Raw genomic sequence first — 14,700 nt, forward strand, 5'->3', positions numbered from 1 at the left:
TTTGAAGTCTTCAGATCTAACTTCTTCAGATCTCAGTCATGAGAGAGGTGAACGTGACCAGGGCGATGGGCGCAGCGATGCGCCGGATCCACGTGGGCAATGCACTCAGCGCGTTCGGGCTCGGCTTCACGGTCCCCTACCTGTACGTCTATGTGGCGCAGGTGCGGGGCCTGGGGTCGCTGACGGCGGGGCTCGTCCTCGCCGTCTTCGCCGTGGCCGCGCTGATCGTGCTGCCGTTCGCCGGCCGGGCGATCGTGCGGCGCGGCCCGCTGCCGGTCCTGCTCGCCGCCCTGGTGACCGCCGCCCTGGGTGCGCTGAGCCTCGGACTGGCGGCCGACGCCGCCGCCGTACTGGGCGCCGCTGCGGCACTCGGGGCCGGGCAGGCCGTGATGCAGCCCGCGCTGGCGACGATGATCGTGGACTGCTCGACGACGGACACCCGCTCGCGGGCGTTCGCGATGCAGTTCTTCCTGCAGAACCTGGGGCTCGGTGTCGGTGGCCTCATCGGCGGTCATCTCGTCGACACCACGCGCGTGTCCTCGTTCACGCTGCTGTTCGCGATCGAGGCGGCGATGTTCCTGCTGCTGGTCGTGGTGATGGCGACGGTGCGGATGCCGCGTGCGCCGCGGCCGACGGACGCGCCCGCGCAGGCGGCGAAGGGCAGCTGGAAGCAGCTGCTCGGGAACCGGGCGATGGTGCAGCTGTGTGTGCTGGGCTTCGTGCTGTTCTTCGCCTGCTACGGCCAGTTCGAGTCGGGACTGAGTGCCTACGGCGTCGAGGCGGCCGGGATCTCCACCTCCGCGCTGGGCACCGCTCTGGCCGCGAACACGCTGATGATCGTGGTCGCCCAGTTCGCCGTGCTCAAGTTCGTGGAACGGCGCCGGCGGTCTCGGGTGATCGCCGCGGTGGGTCTCATCTGGGCCGTGGCCTGGGTCGAGGCCGGGTACGCGGGGCTGGGGCACGGCAGCCAGGAGATGGCCACGGCCGCGTTCGTGTCGACGTACGCGCTGTTCGGACTGGGTGAGGCGATGCTGTCGCCGACCGTCGCGCCGCTGGTCGCCGATCTGGCGCCCGACGGCATGGCCGGGCAGTACAACTCCGCGTTCGCGCTGGTCAAGCAGTTGGCGCTGGCCGTCGGTCCCGCGGTCGGCGGGCCCATGGGAGCCTCGCTGCACGCGCCGTACATCGTGACGTTCCTGCTGTTCTCGCTGGGGATCACCGTGCTGGCGCTGCGGCTCGGGCGGCGGCTCACCGCCGTGCAGGACCGGCCGTGGCAGGCGCGCGGCAGCCGGGTGGTCACGCGCGGCGAGGCGCCGGCGGAGCCGGTGGTTGCGCAGGCGTAGCGCCTCGGCGGTCCACGACGGCCGTCACCTTCGGGTGACGGCCGTTGTCGTGTACGGGGTCAGCGGGTCGCTGTCACCAGAATCGCCGTGAAGGGGAGGGTCGCCGTGCCGTCCGGTGCGGTGCGGTGCGCGAGTTGCTCGAGGACGAGCCGGCCGGCTCGGGTGAGGGCTTCCTCGCCGCTGGACTGTGTGATCAGGCCGCCCCAGAGAGCGGCGAGGTGGCCGGGGGCGTAGGCGTCCAGCGGGGGCAGGGTGATGCCGAAGGTCACCTCGCGGTGGGCCGGGGCGTGGAAGCCGGCCGCGCACAGGGCTGCGGTGAGCTGCTCGGCGGTGCGCGAGAACGCCCGGGCGAAGTGGCCCGGCGCGTCGGGCCCGCCGTATTCCTCGAGGGCCCTTTGCTGGGCGAGGAAGTAGGGCTGGCGGTCCAGGGAGGCCCAGACGGTTGCGGCGAAGCGGCCGCCGGGGCGGGTGACGCGGGCCGCCTCGGTGAGGGCGGAGGCGAGGTCGGGGAAGAACTGGGCGCCCTGCTGGCAGACGACGGCGTCGAAGGCGGCCGTGTCGTAGGGGAGGTGGTCGGCGGGCGCCACCGTGAAGTCGATGTCGGGGTAGAGGCGGGGGTGGCCGGCGCGGGCGACGCGGATCATGCCCTCGTCGAGATCCGCGCCGCACACCCGGCCGGCGGGCCCCACCAGGGCGGCCGCCGCGTGGGCGGCGTAGCCCGTGCCGCAGGCGAGGTCGAGGACGGCGGATCCGGGGCCCGGGTCGACGGCGTCCAGCAGCTCGGCCACGAACGGGCGCATGACCGGCGCGCTGTAGGCGTCGTAGCGCTCGGGGCCTTCGCTGCTGACGTGGACGTGGGTGTCCGCCATGGATCAGTGCCTCCCCTTGGGGAGGACGAACTCGCACCAGACCGCCTTGCCGCCGCCCGGGGTGCGGCGCGAGCCCCAGTTCGAGGCGATCGTCGCCACGATGGCGATGCCACGCCCGGACTCGTCCGCCGGTTCGGCGCGGCGGCGCCGGGGCAGGTGGTCGTCGCCGTCGGTGACCTCGACGATGAGGCGGCGGTCGGTGCGGCGGAGCCTGAGGCGCATGGGCGGGGTGCCGTGCTGGAGGGAGTTGGCGACCAGTTCGCTGGTGGCGAGGACGCCGAGGTCGTGCAGTTCGGTGGGGAAGCGCCAGCTGGTGAGGACGCCGGAGGCGAAGGCACGCGCGCGTGGGGCGGCCTCCACGCCTCCGAGGAGTTCCAGGGCCGCGTTGCGGAAGAGGTCACCGTCGGGGCCGGTACGGGCCGGGTGCTGGAGGACGAGGACGGCCACGTCGTCGTCGTGGTCCGCGGTGACGCCGGCGGAGCGGACCAGGCGGTCGCAGATCACCTGGGGGGTGCCCGTGGCGCCCGCGAGGGCACGTTCGAGCGATGCGATTCCCTCGTCCAGGTCCTCGTCGCGGCGCTCGACCAGGCCGTCCGTGTAGAGGACGGCCGTCGACCCCGGGCTCAGCGCGATCGAACCCGACGTGTGCATCCAGCCGCCGGTGCCGAGCGGCGGGCCGGTGGGTTCGTCGGCGCGGGAGACCGTGCCGTTCTCGTCGCGGACCAGGATCGGCAGGTGGCCGGCGGAGGCGTAGACCAGGCGGCCCTCGTTGGGGTCGTGTACGGCGTAGACGCAGGTGGCGATCTGGTTGGCGTCGATCTCGGTGGCCAGGCCGTCCAGCAGCTGCAGGACCTCGTGCGGGGGCAGGTCCAGGCGGGCGTAGGCGCGCACAGCGGTGCGCAGCTGGCCCATCACCGCGGCCGCCCGGACGCCCCGGCCCATGACGTCGCCGATCACCAGGGCCGTACGGCCGCCGCCCAGCGTGATGACGTCGTACCAGTCGCCGCCGACCGCGGCCTCGGTGCCGCCGGGCTGGTAGGTGGCGGCGATGCGCAGGTCGTCGGGTTGTTCCAGCTCCTGCGGGAGCAGGGAGCGCTGGAGGGTGACGGCGGTCTCGCGCTGGCGGCGTTCGCTGGCGCGCAGGCGTTCGGCGGCCTCGGCGTGGTCGGTGACGTCGGTGGCGAAGACCAGCACACCGCCGTCGCGGTCGCCGTCCTCGGCGACGGGCGTGCAGGTGAAGGTGTACGAGCGGCCGTCGACGGCCCTGCGGGACTTGAGGGTGCGGGGTTTTTTGCTGCGCAGCACCTGGTCGAGGAGCGGGAGCAGGCCCAGCTCGGCGAGTTCGGGCAGCGACTCGCGGGCGGGCGCGCCGGTGGGGCGGGTCCCGAAGGCCGTCGTATAGGCGTCGTTGACGTAGGCGATGCGGTGGTCCGGGCCGTGCACGAGCGCGACCAGGGCCGGGACGCGGTCGAGGACGTCGCGCGCGGGCAGCTCGTCGACGGCGGCCACCGGGGGTGTGCCGTCGGCCGGCGGTTCGGCGCGGGCCGCGGGCACGGAGCCTTCTCCCCGCCGGTCCGCAGGGACCGGGGTCTCGCTCCGCGCGGCGGCGCGGCGCTGCGTTCCGGGGAGCCGGGCGCTCCAGCGCGTGAAGTTCACTGTGGGAAAAGCCTCGTGGGTGCTGTGGGCGGGCGGGTGGTGGCCCGGCCGAGGACGTGGGGCAGTCTGGCAGGGTCTTGCTGGGGGCGGGCCGCGGCGACATCCGTCAGACGCCGGAGCGGTCCGTGGAGTTCCTGTGTCCGCTCAGGACGACCCCTTCGGGTCGTCCGAGGGGCTGTGAGGAGACTTTCCACCGGCCGCGAGTTCGAACTCCGCTCGCGGATGTTCGAGTGAACCGAGCGAGACGATCTCCCGTTTGAAGAGCCCGGCGAGGGTCCATTCGGCCAGGACCCGGGCCTTCCGGTTGACGGTGGGCACCCTGCTGAGGTGGTAGACGCGGTGCATGAACCAGGCAGGGTAGCCCTTCAGCCTGCGCCCGTAGACCTGGGCGACGCCCTGGTGGAAGCCGAGGGAGGCGACCGAGCCCGCGTACTTGTGCGCGTACGTCTGAAGGGGCTCGCCGCGCAGCGCGTGGGCGATGTTGTCGCCGAGGGTCTTGGCCTGGCGGACGGCGTGCTGGGCGTTGGGGGCGGTCTCGGTGCCGGGTTCGGCGGCGGTGATGTCGGGTACGGACGCGGCGTCGCCGGCTCCCCAGGCGTGTTCGGTGCCGTCGACGGCCAGCTGGGCGGTGCATTTCAGCCGGCCGTGCTCGGTGAGCGGCAGGTCGGTGGCGGCGAGGACCGGGTGGGGTTTGACGCCGGCGGTCCACACGACCGTACGGGTCGGGAAGCGCTGGCCGTCGCTGAGGACGGCGACTCGGTCGGCGCAGGAGTCCAGGCGGGTTTCGAGCAGGACCTGGATGTTGCGGCGGCGCAGCTGGGTGACGGTGTAGCGGCCCAGCTCCGGGCCGACCTCGGGCAGGATCCGGTCGGAGGCCTCCACGAGGATCCATTTCATGTCCTCGGGGCGGACGTTGTGGTAGTAGCGCGCGGCGTAGCGGGCCATGTCCTCCAGTTCGGCGAGCGCCTCGACGCCCGCGTAGCCGCCGCCGACGAAGACGAAGGTCAGGGCGGCGTCGCGGATCGCGGGGTCACGGGTGGAGGAGGCGATGTCCATCTGCTCGATGACGTGGTTGCGCAGGCCGATGGCCTCTTCGACGGTCTTGAAACCGATGCCGTGCTCGGCGAGGCCGGGGATGGGCAGGGTGCGGGCGACCGCGCCGGGGGCGAGGACGAGTTCGTCGTAGCCGAGGAGGTCGGCCGTCCTGCCCTCCTCGCTGGTGGCGAGCGTGGCGACCGCGGCGGTGCGCACCTCGTGGTCGATGGAGGTGACCTCGCCGATGACGACGTGGCACTGGTCCAGGACCCGGCGCAGTGGTACGACGACATGGCGGGGGGAGATCGAACCGGCCGCCGCCTCGGGAAGGAACGGCTGATACGTCATGTAGGGCTCGGGCGTGACGACCGTGATCTCGACGTCACCCCGCCTCAGCTCGCCCTTGAGCTTCCGCTGCAGACGCAGCGCCGTGTACATCCCGACGTAGCCGCCGCCGACAACCAGAATGCGCGCACGTTCCTTCACCATCCCATGACGCACCCGGCGCTGTTGTTTGTCCACAGCCCCGGCAATTTGTGTGACTGGCGGCCGGGTGTGCGGCAGGCTGGGCGTGGTCGCCGGGGCGGACGAAAGGGGGCAGGTCAGCGGGTGCGGGCCATGGGGTGCAAAGGTGGGGAATCAGGGCGTATATGAGTCGTACTCTGATCGAGGGGCGCGCTGAGCGGAACCTGCCCCTTCTGAATTGACTCCCGCTCAACTATGTTCGTGTGTCGACGGGGTGTAGGGAATGTGATCGAACGGGGCTCGCCACGGGCGGACCCGGTCGAGATCGGTGTGAGTTCCGCGCACTCCGGATTCAGTGGCGTGGAGTCTCCGGGGGGAGACGTCATAACCGGGGGAAAAACATGCATGTTCAGGACACGCATTGGTCATCCGCAGCCGCCATGGCACCGGGCGGCGGGGCAGTGAGCGCGGCGGTGGGCAACGGACGCGCGGACGGGGCGCGTACGACACCGCTGCGCGTGGACGCACAGCGCAATCTGGAACACGTGCTGCGTGCGGCGCGTGAGGTGTTCGGCGAGCTGGGGTACGGCGCGCCGATGGAGGACGTGGCACGCCGGGCGCGGGTCGGTGTCGGCACGGTGTACCGGCGCTTTCCCAGCAAGGACGTGCTGGTCCGGCGGATAGCCGAGGAGGAGACCGCGCGTCTGACCGAGCAGGCGCGCACCGCGCTCGGGCAGGAGGACGAGCCGTGGTCGGCGCTGTCCCGCTTCCTGCGGACGTCCGTGGCGTCCGGGGCGGGGCGACTGCTGCCGCCGCAGGTGCTGCGCGTCGGCTCCAACGGCGCCGCCGGTTCAGCCGGTTCGCTCGGCTCGGGCGGCCCGGGCGTGGCCTCGGCCGCCGAGGAGCCTCGGGTGCCGCAGCAGCGGCTGCAGCCGGGGGCCGGTGAACTCCGGCTGGTCCCCGGGGAGTCGGCCGGGTCCGCGGACTCCGGGGTCGGCACGCTGCTCGACGTGGTCGGGCAGTTGGTCGAGCGGGCCCGGACGGCCGGTGAACTGCGGGCGGACGTGTCCGTGGGGGATGTGCTGCTGGTGATCGCCACGGCGGCGCCGTCTCTGCCGGATGCCGCGCAGCAGGCGGCCGCGTCGGCTCGGCTGCTGGACATCCTGCTGGAGGGGCTCAGGTCCCGGCCTGCGTGAGTCCGCAGTCCGCCGCCGGCGGATGCGTCCAGCCCACCCGTATCGTCCGTGACGCTTCACGGGCGGTACGGGTGGTTCTCGTTGGCCGCCCGGGTCGCTCGTCCGGGTGATGGTCGAGAGGGGCGCTTTGACAAGGACCCTCGGATGGGTGGATGCGGTGAACGAGGGGGCGTTGAACAAAAGACAATGTGGCACTCTGTGCCGGTGACGGATTGGGCTGTGCCGGTGTCGGGGGCTTTCCGCAATGAGCACTGACGGGTGGGACGAGTCACACGGTGACGACGGGGACCCGGAGGCCGCCGGGGTGACCCCGCCCCAGGTACCGAGCCAGGGCAGGCGCGTTCCCGCCGGGAGCGTGCCGGCCCAGCGTGAGGGCAGCGCGCTGCCGCCGCCCCGGGAGACACCGCCCGCCGACGCCGAGCTGATCGAGCGGATGCGCGGCGGCGACGACTCCGCGTACGAAGAGCTGTACCGCCGGCACGCCGACGCCGTACGGCGCTACGCACGGACCTGCTGCCGGGACGGGCACACCGCCGACGACCTCACGGCCGAGGTGTTCGCCCGGATGCTGCAGGCCGTGCGCGGCGGCTCCGGGCCCGAGTACGCCGTACGGGCCTATCTGCTCACCTCCGTACGACGCGTCGCCGCGCACTGGCTCAAGTCCGCCCGGCGCGAGCAGCTCGTCGACGACTTCGCGGTCTTCGCCCAGCAGACCTCCCGCTCGTCCGAGGTGCCCGACGACGACACTGTGGACCTGGGCGCCGACGTGCGCGCCATGCAGGAGGCCGAGCAGTCCATGGCCATGCAGGCCTTCCGCTCGCTGCCCGAGCGCTGGCAGGCCGTGCTGTGGCACACCGAGGTGGAGGACGAGTCCCCGAGCGACGTGGCCGTGCTCTTCGGGCTGGACGCCAACGGCACCCGGGTGCTCGCCAGCCGCGCGCGCGAGGGACTGAAGCAGGCCTATCTCCAGGCCCACGTCAGCGCGTCCCTCGCCGGTGACGAGGAGTGCGCCCGCTACGCCGACCAGCTCGGCAGCTACGCCCGCCGCAAGCTGCGCATCCGCGCCGAACGGGGCCTGCGCAAGCACCTGGAGGAGTGCGCCAGGTGCCGGCTGGCCGCCGCGCAGATCGAGGAGGTCGCGAGCGGCATCCCCGGTGTCGTCCCGGTCGCGGTCATCGGCTGGTTCGGCGCCGCCGGGTACGCCAAGGCGCTCGGCATCATCGCCGGGGGCGCCGGGGCCGGGGCCGCGGCTGCGGCCACCGGGTCGTCCGGCGGGGCGGGCGGCGGCGCGGGCGGGGCCGCTGCGTCGGAGGGACTCGGCGCCCCGGTGAAGGCGGGGATCGCGGCCGGTGTCGTCGTGGTGGCCGCCGCCGCGGTGGCGCTGGCTCTGGTCAACGACAGCCACCCGCCGACGAAGGAGATCGCCAAGCCGTCGCCGTCCGCGCCCCTCGCGCAGCCTCCGGCGCCGAAGCCAAAACCGAAGCCGAAGCCAAAACCGGCGCCGCCGTCGGCTCCCGCGAAGCCGAAGCCCTCCCCGCCGGTGGTGCTGCCCGTCTCCGCGCCGAAGCCCACGCCCAGGCCTGCGCCCCGGCCCACACCGACGCCGACTCCCACGCCGACGCCCACACCGACCCCGACGCCCACGCCGCCGCCCACCGTCTATCAGTTGAGCGAGCTGCGCTACGACGTCAACGGCGACGGCACCCGGCCCGAGATCCAGCTCGGCGAGAGCAGCTGGGTGTGGCAGCGCTACGGCCTGTCGATCGGCGGCACGCAGTACGCGCACGGGGTGACCGTGCGCGGCGAGTCCTCCGTCACCATCGCCCTCAACCGGCCCTGCAGCGCGTACGACGCACTGGCCGGTGTGGACGACATGACGCTCGGACTCGGCAAGGTGGCGTTCTCCGTCTACGCCGACGGGGTACGGCTGTGGCAGTCCGGGACGGTCAACGGACGCGACCGGGCCGTCCCCGTCCATGTGAACCTCACCGGGCGCAGGACCGTACGGCTCGTCGTGACGCCGCACAGCGACACCTTCGACCGGGCGGCGCTCGCGGACTGGGCGGAGTCCCGGTTCACCTGCCGATAGCCGACTGCGCTGCCGTCACGCCGTCCAGTTCGTGCAGCACCTCGGCCACGCCGAACGACGCACCCCGGGTGCGTTCGGCCGCGTAACGGTCGGCCGGCAGGGCCGCGCGGGCGCCGGCGTGCACGCGGGCGGCGTCGGTGCGCTCCGGCTCGGGGCGTGGTGCGCCGGCGCGCCAGTGGTCCGCGGCGGCGTACAGCCGCAGCGCGCGCGGCAGGTCTCCGTGCCGGGCCAGCAGACCGGCCGCGGTGTCCACCACACCCGCCGTGATCGCTTCGGCGCACCGCTGTGCCACGGCCTCGCGCAGCGCCTCGGCGAGGAGGGGCAGCCCGTGCAACGGTCCCGACTCGTCGGCGACGACGAGCGCCTCGACCATGCGCAGCCACGCTCCGAACTGCGGTGGCGGGGCGCTGCCGCGCGCCATCGCACGGCTTGCCTCGTACAGCTCGCGGGCGTGGGCCGTCTCCCGCTCGCGCAGGGCGATCTGGGCGCGCATCAGCAGCACGAAGGCCTTCGGCTCCCGTACCGCGTAGCGATCGGCGGCCGCTCCCGCCTCGTTCAGAAGGGCCAGCGCGGTCGTCGGGTCGCCGGTGCGGTAGGCGATCTCGGCGATCCGCGCCACCAGGAACGGCGACTCGGCGTGGGCACCCACCTCGTGGGCGAGGCGCAGCGCTTCCTCGTACTCACCGCGGGCCTCCTCGAACCGGCCACGCGCCATGGCCGCCTCGCCCGCCGCGCTGCACACCTGCGCCCCCATCCAGCGGTCCCCGACCCGTCGGGTGAGCGTGCGCAGCTCGGCCAGGTCCTCGTCCACACCCCGCAGGTTGCCCGGGGAGTCGACGGTCACGTGGGTGCGGTACATCAGGGCGACGCCGACCTCCCAGTCCCCGCCGTACGCACGGCAACTGGCGACGGCGGCGGCCAGGTCCGGGCCGAGGTCCGCCGGACCGCCCAGGTAGTAGGCGGTGAGCGGCCAGACGATGCCGGGGAACCGGGCCGCCCGGGGGCCGCCGGGCTCGTAGGCGGCCCGCACGCGCGCGACGTACTGCGGGGCGCGCGAGTCGGCGACGAGGTGGTCCGTGCTCGACTCCGAGGTCAGGAACAGGTGGAGCATCCGCAGGTCCATCCGCAGCTCCCGCAGCGGATGCCCGGCCTCGCCGTCGGGCGCGGCGAGGAGGGCGCCGACCGGATCGGCCACCTCGACCAGCGCCGCCAGACCGCCACCGGTGCGCAGGGTGTCCGACATGCCGGTCGCCGTCAGGGTGTCCAGGGCCACGCCCAGGCGGAGCACCAGGTGGACCCGGGCGACGGCCTCCTGGCGGTGGTTGCGCAGCCACCAGAACCAGCCCATGGCGAGGGTGACCGCGCCCGCCTCCGCCTCGTCGCCGGCGCGCACCGCGCGGTCCAGCGCCGCCCGGATGTTGTCCAGCTCGCTCTCCAGGCGGGCGATCCAGGGCAGTTGGGCCGCCGAGCGCAGCAGCGGGTCCGCCTCCTCGACCAGCGCGCGCACCCACGCGCGGTGCCGGTGCTCGGCGGCGGCGCGCACTCCGGGGGCCTCGGCGGCACGCTCCGTGGCGTACTCGTGGATGGTCTCCAGCATGCGGTACCGCATGCCACCGCAGCCGTCGGGGCCGGTGGGAGCGGCCACGACGAGGGACTTGTCCACGAGGGCACCGATCAGGTCGGCGGCCGGGCCGGTGCACACGGCCTCGGCCGCCGCGAGGTCCCAGCCGCCGGCGAACACCGAGACCTCGCGCAGCACCGTGCGCTCGCGCTCGTCGAGCAGGTCCCAGGACCAGTCGACGACCGCGCGCAGGGTCTGCTGGCGGGGCAGGACCGTACGGCTTCCGGAGGTGAGCAGGCGGAAGCGGTCGTCGAGCCGGTCGGCGATCTGCCGCGGGGTCAGCAGCCTGAGCCGGGCCGCGGCCAGCTCGATGGCGAGCGGCAGCCCGTCCAGGCGGCGGCAGATCTCCGCCACGGCCTCGGTGTCGGCGGGCACCGCGCCGGCGTCGGGACGGACGGCCTTCGCGCGCTCGGCGAAGAGGCGGTGCGCCTGCTCCGGGACGAGGGGCTCGACCGGGCGCACCGACTCACCGGGGACACCCAGGGGTTCACGGCTGGTCGCGAGGATCGTGAGCCCGGGGCAGTGGGTGAGGAGGGTCTCGGCGAGGGCGGCGACCGCGCCGATGACATGCTCGCAGTTGTCAAGGATCAGGAGCTGCCTGCGCTGGGCGCAGTGCTCGATCAGCTGGGCGACGGGGTCGTCCTGCTGGGTCGCCGGCTCGTTGGTGAGCAGCACGGTCTCGCGCAGACCGAGCGCACTGACCACCGCGCCGGGCACCGCCTCCGGGTGGTCGAGCGGGGCCAGCTCGACCAGCCATGCCTGCGGGAGCCCTGCGGCGGCCTCCTCGGCGAGACGGGTCTTTCCCGAGCCGCCCGGTCCGGTGAGGGTGACCAGGCGGTCCCTGTGCAAGTCGGAACGAATGGCCTCGAGTTCTGGTTCCCGCCCGACGAAGGACGTCAGGCGGGGGCGGAGATTGCCGGTGCGCTCGGGGGGTTGGGCGTGGGGCGCGGGCGGTGTCGGCGGCTCCGGCTCGCGCCCGTCGAGCAACGACGCGTGCAGGGATCGGAGTTCGGGGCCCGGGTCGGTGCCGAGGGTCTCGGCGAGGGCGCGTCGGGCGGACTCGTACGCGGCGAGGGCGTCGGCGGGGCGGCCCGTGTCGCGCAGGGCGCGGATGAGGAGGGCGTGCAGCGGCTCGTCCAGCGGGTGGGCCGTGGTGAGTTCCGTCAGCTCCGGTACGACCTCGGGGGCGCGGCCGAGGTCGAGGGCGGCGGCAGCCCGGGCGCGGGTCGCCGCCAGGCGCAGGGCCTGCGGACGGGTGGCCGCGGTGCGGTCGGGGAGGTCGGCGAGGGCGGGACCGCGCCAGAGGGCGAGGGCCTCGGTGAGGGCGCGGTGGGCGGTGGCCGGGTCGCCCGCGGCCAGGGCCGCGGTACCGGTGTGGGTGAGCCGCTCGAAGACGTACAGGTCGATGTCGTCCTCGGTCGCTTCGAGGCGGTAGCCGCCGGGGGTGGAGGCGATGGTGTGGCGGCCGAGGGTACGGCGCAGGCGGCCGACGAGGGCCTGGAGGGCGGCGGGGGCGTCCTGGGGCGGGTCGTCCGCCCATACCTCGTCGATCAGGGTTTCGGGGGTGGCCGTGCGGGCGGGGCGCAGGGCGAGGGCGGTGAGCAGCGTGCGCAGGCGGGGGCCGCCGATGGCTACGGGGGTGCCCTGGTCGTCCGCCGCTTGGGCCACGCCCAGGATTCTGTACCGCATCCGGTCATTGTCGCCGGGGTGCGGGGTCGGGGCACGGGGGTTTCGTCCTCCGCGGTTCGCCGGGGCGCGGGGAACCGCGCGACCGGCCACGACGGGCCCGCAGCCGGGAACGGCGGGGGCGGTCCCCTTCAGCTGGGCTCACGCATACGGCTCGGCTCACGCATGTGGTCCCCGCTCACGCACCGGATGCCAAGGCTCCCCTTCTCGGCTGGATCCCGGAGGGCACCGCACGCGCCCGTGCCGGTGTTCCCGTCCAGCAGGTGCCGCGGCGGGCGAGGAGGCGGTGGAGCCAGAGTTCGAGGGAGACCAGGTCGGCCAGGCCGTCCAGGGGGAGGGCGTCGCCGGCCGCTGCCGAGTGGAGGGCTTCGCGGACGACCTGGGCCTCCACCAGGCCGGCGTCGGCGAGGAGGGGGGTGGCGAAGAGGTCCAGCAGCGGGTCGGCCGCCATGCGCAGGCCCGCGCGCGTGGCCGCTGCCGAGGAGGCGTGGGAGGGGGCTCCCCAGCCGGGCGGGAGGCCGGTGACGCCCGCGCCTTCCAGGACCGTTCGCAAAATCGCGGACCGAGCGCCCGGTTGGACGCGCAGGGCCTCCGGCAGCGCGCGGCAGGCGCGGACCACCTGGTTGTCGAGGAAGGGCGCGTGCAGGCGCTGGGAGCGGATCTCGGCGGCCTGTTCCAGAACGCGCAGGTCGGCGGCGGATCGCGCGAGCGCGGCACGCGCGCGGTGCTCGCCGGGGCGCTGGGCGCCGGTGCCGGAGCGGTCCGCCTCCGCCTGCAGCAGAACCGATACTTCGGCCAGCGCCTCCCCTGTCAGCCAGCGGGCGGCTGGCCCGGGTCTGGCCCAGGTCAGCGCGGCGAGGGACGCGCCGACCGCCCCCTTGGGCTCGTCGAAACGGCGCCGCATCAGCCGCTCGGCCAGCGCCTCCAGGCCGGCCCGGTAGGGGGTGCGGGCCAGGCGGCGGGCCGCGCCGTACACGCGCGCGGGGACCATCACCGAGCCGTCGGCCTTGGCGAGCGCGGCGACCGGCCGGACCAGATGGCGCCGTTTGCGGTCCATGAGGAGGTCGGCGAGGCGGGCGGGGTGGGCGTCCAGGACCTGGCGGGCGCCGTGGCCGGTGAAGTGGTCGGCACTGCCGGAGGCGAGCCGGGCGCGGTGCCGGGCGGCCGTGACCAGGGAGGGTCCCGGTTCGTCGGTGAGGGGACCGTCGAGGTCGGCGTACGGCAGGGTCTCCTCGCCTCCGGTGACCACCACGTGGTGCAGGCGGGGGTTCGCGGCAAGCGCTCCCGCACGTTCGACCTCGGCCTCGCGGCCGCCTACGGCCAGGTCGTTGAAGGTGACGGCGAGGAGCCGCTCGCCGGCGCCCGTGCCGTGGCCGAGCAGCGTGCCGGGCCGGCCGGGCAGCCCTGCGGCCAGCAGGGCGAGGGTGGCGGAGGCCGGGCCGCCGGAGAGGTCGGCGCCGATGCCGGGCACGGGCATCCCGCGCCGGGCGCGCCGCTCGGCCGGGCCCATGCCGGGCACCGGCCCGGGGTCGAGGCCGGGCACGTGCCGCGGTGCCGACAACCGCGCGCGTACCGCCTCCACGAGCGCGTCCCGTACGGCGTCCACGGCGTGGTCGGGGTCGGCCGTGGGCGCGGCCACGGCGAGGGAGGCGACCGGCTCGTACCCGGCGATCTCGCGTGTCCCGGCGCGCAGCACGAGCGCGTGCCCCGGCGGAATGCGCCGCACACCCTCGTACGGGGTGGAGTCGCGCAGCGCGGCCGGTACGTCGGGGGCGGCGAGCAGGGCGGCCAGGTGGCCGAAGTCGAGGTTGGCCTCGATGAGGTCGGCGAGGGGCAGGGCGGCGGTGGCGTAGGCCGTGCCGCCGGCCCAGGGGGTGTGGAACACCGGGTGGGCGCCCGCGAGATCGCCGCAGACGGTGATGCGCCGGCCCACCTTGACGACGGCGGTGTAGCTGCCCGGCCAGGTGGTCAGATGGCGCAGTGCGCCCCCGCGCGCGGTGAACAGGGCGCGCCGCAGCTCTTCGTCGGAGGCGCCGCAGATGCCGAGGACGGCGATGCGGTTGTCCGCGTCGGCCTTCACCACGCGCACCTCGTCCGGGCGCCAGTCGCCGACCGCCCACAGCGGATCCGGGTCGCCCCACAGGAGTTGGGAGCCGACCGGGTGCACGGTCTCGCCGTCGTATCCGGTGGCGCCCGCGGAGCCGATCCCGGCGACGCCCGGGGCGGTGCTGCTCCAACCCACCAACCACCGCATCGACGCCTCCACAGGCTGTGGACAACCAGTGCACCGTACGAACCGGTCCCCATGCTGCCATGAAGAACGCGCCGGGGAGGGGCGGCGGCACCGGCTTCGATCGAGGGAAGTACAAGGGCCGCGCCGGCACGACGCAAGGGCGGAACAAGGAACTTACGAGAGAAGCCCGAGGCAGGAGCCCGGCAGGGGCGACTCGAATGCGCCCCCCGTACGCTCCCCCAAGACGCCCTTCACGCCCTCAAGTTGCAAGGTGGGAGCGGTTGTCGACCGCGTCGAACCGGGGCGATTTTCAGCCAAATACGCTGAGCGAAACTTGAATTGAGCACGCTCCGTACAGGCCTGCGGAACGCGCGACAGTGCGGACACGCGCACAGTCCGGGAGGCGGGCATCGCCTCCCGGACCGGTCCGCCACCCGCGGGGATGAAGGTGGCGGTGTCCCCCAGCCCACTGGATCCAGTACAGCGGGCCGACCCACGCAAGAGCCA

General features: G+C 74.1%; 8 protein-coding genes. 3 read left to right on the plus strand and 5 right to left on the minus strand.

All coding sequences use genetic code 11. The features are described 5' to 3' along the window. Window positions 1-65 precede the first annotated feature (65 nt). Complete coding sequence (locus GQF42_RS21755) at window positions 66-1,343, plus strand: MFS transporter (RefSeq protein WP_158930410.1); 1,278 nt, start codon at window positions 66-68, stop codon at window positions 1,341-1,343. Window positions 1,344-1,402: 59 nt separating this feature from the next. On the opposite strand, the gene GQF42_RS21760 is transcribed toward GQF42_RS21755, so the two are convergent. The 3 genes from GQF42_RS21760 to GQF42_RS21770 form a co-directional block, all read right to left on the minus strand. Further along, window positions 1,403-2,212, minus strand: coding sequence for a class I SAM-dependent methyltransferase (locus tag GQF42_RS21760; protein ID WP_158922406.1), 810 nt, complete (start codon window positions 2,210-2,212; stop codon window positions 1,403-1,405). Between the two features lie 3 nt (window positions 2,213-2,215). After that, window positions 2,216-3,868 (minus strand): ATP-binding SpoIIE family protein phosphatase, encoded by a 1,653-nt coding sequence (locus GQF42_RS21765; RefSeq protein WP_158922408.1) that lies wholly within the window; start codon window positions 3,866-3,868, stop codon window positions 2,216-2,218. 144 nt (window positions 3,869-4,012) lie between these two features. Next, window positions 4,013-5,392 (minus strand): NAD(P)/FAD-dependent oxidoreductase, encoded by a 1,380-nt coding sequence (locus GQF42_RS21770; protein WP_158922410.1) that lies wholly within the window; start codon window positions 5,390-5,392, stop codon window positions 4,013-4,015. A gap of 377 nt (window positions 5,393-5,769) precedes the next feature. Between GQF42_RS21770 and GQF42_RS21775 the strand changes: the two genes are divergently transcribed. Together GQF42_RS21775 and GQF42_RS21780 are read left to right on the plus strand one after the other, a co-directional pair. Beyond that, on the plus strand, window positions 5,770-6,564 hold the full coding sequence (locus GQF42_RS21775) for a TetR/AcrR family transcriptional regulator (RefSeq protein WP_158922413.1): 795 nt from the start codon (window positions 5,770-5,772) through the stop codon (window positions 6,562-6,564). A 244-nt stretch (window positions 6,565-6,808) separates the two neighbouring features. Beyond that, a complete protein-coding gene (locus tag GQF42_RS21780) occupies window positions 6,809-8,653 on the plus strand; it encodes a sigma-70 family RNA polymerase sigma factor (protein WP_199272750.1) in 1,845 nt (614 codons plus the stop codon). Here the strand turns inward: GQF42_RS21780 and GQF42_RS21785 are convergent. Then, complete coding sequence (locus tag GQF42_RS21785) at window positions 8,640-11,963, minus strand: BTAD domain-containing putative transcriptional regulator (RefSeq protein ID WP_199272751.1); 3,324 nt, start codon at window positions 11,961-11,963, stop codon at window positions 8,640-8,642. The genes GQF42_RS21780 and GQF42_RS21785 overlap by 14 nt on opposite strands. Before the next feature lie 175 nt (window positions 11,964-12,138). Beyond that, complete coding sequence (locus GQF42_RS21790; RefSeq protein WP_158922415.1) at window positions 12,139-14,214, minus strand: asparagine synthase-related protein; 2,076 nt, start codon at window positions 14,212-14,214, stop codon at window positions 12,139-12,141. Window positions 14,215-14,700 lie beyond the last annotated feature (486 nt).

The sequence above is a fragment of the Streptomyces broussonetiae genome (genome assembly GCF_009796285.1).
GTDB classification, from domain to species: domain Bacteria; phylum Actinomycetota; class Actinomycetes; order Streptomycetales; family Streptomycetaceae; genus Streptomyces; species Streptomyces broussonetiae.

Coding starts and splice junctions, on each gene's coding strand:
- GQF42_RS21755 (WP_158930410.1), top strand. CDS start 66: ATGGGCGCAGCGATGCGCCGGATCCACGTGGGCAATGCACTCAGCGCG.
- GQF42_RS21760 (WP_158922406.1), bottom strand. CDS start 2,212: ATGGCGGACACCCACGTCCACGTCAGCAGCGAAGGCCCCGAGCGCTAC.
- GQF42_RS21770 (WP_158922410.1), bottom strand. CDS start 5,392: ATGGTGAAGGAACGTGCGCGCATTCTGGTTGTCGGCGGCGGCTACGTC.
- GQF42_RS21775 (WP_158922413.1), top strand. CDS start 5,770: ATGCATGTTCAGGACACGCATTGGTCATCCGCAGCCGCCATGGCACCG.
- GQF42_RS21780 (WP_199272750.1), top strand. CDS start 6,809: ATGAGCACTGACGGGTGGGACGAGTCACACGGTGACGACGGGGACCCG.
- GQF42_RS21785 (WP_199272751.1), bottom strand. CDS start 11,963: ATGCGGTACAGAATCCTGGGCGTGGCCCAAGCGGCGGACGACCAGGGC.
- GQF42_RS21790 (WP_158922415.1), bottom strand. CDS start 14,214: ATGCGGTGGTTGGTGGGTTGGAGCAGCACCGCCCCGGGCGTCGCCGGG.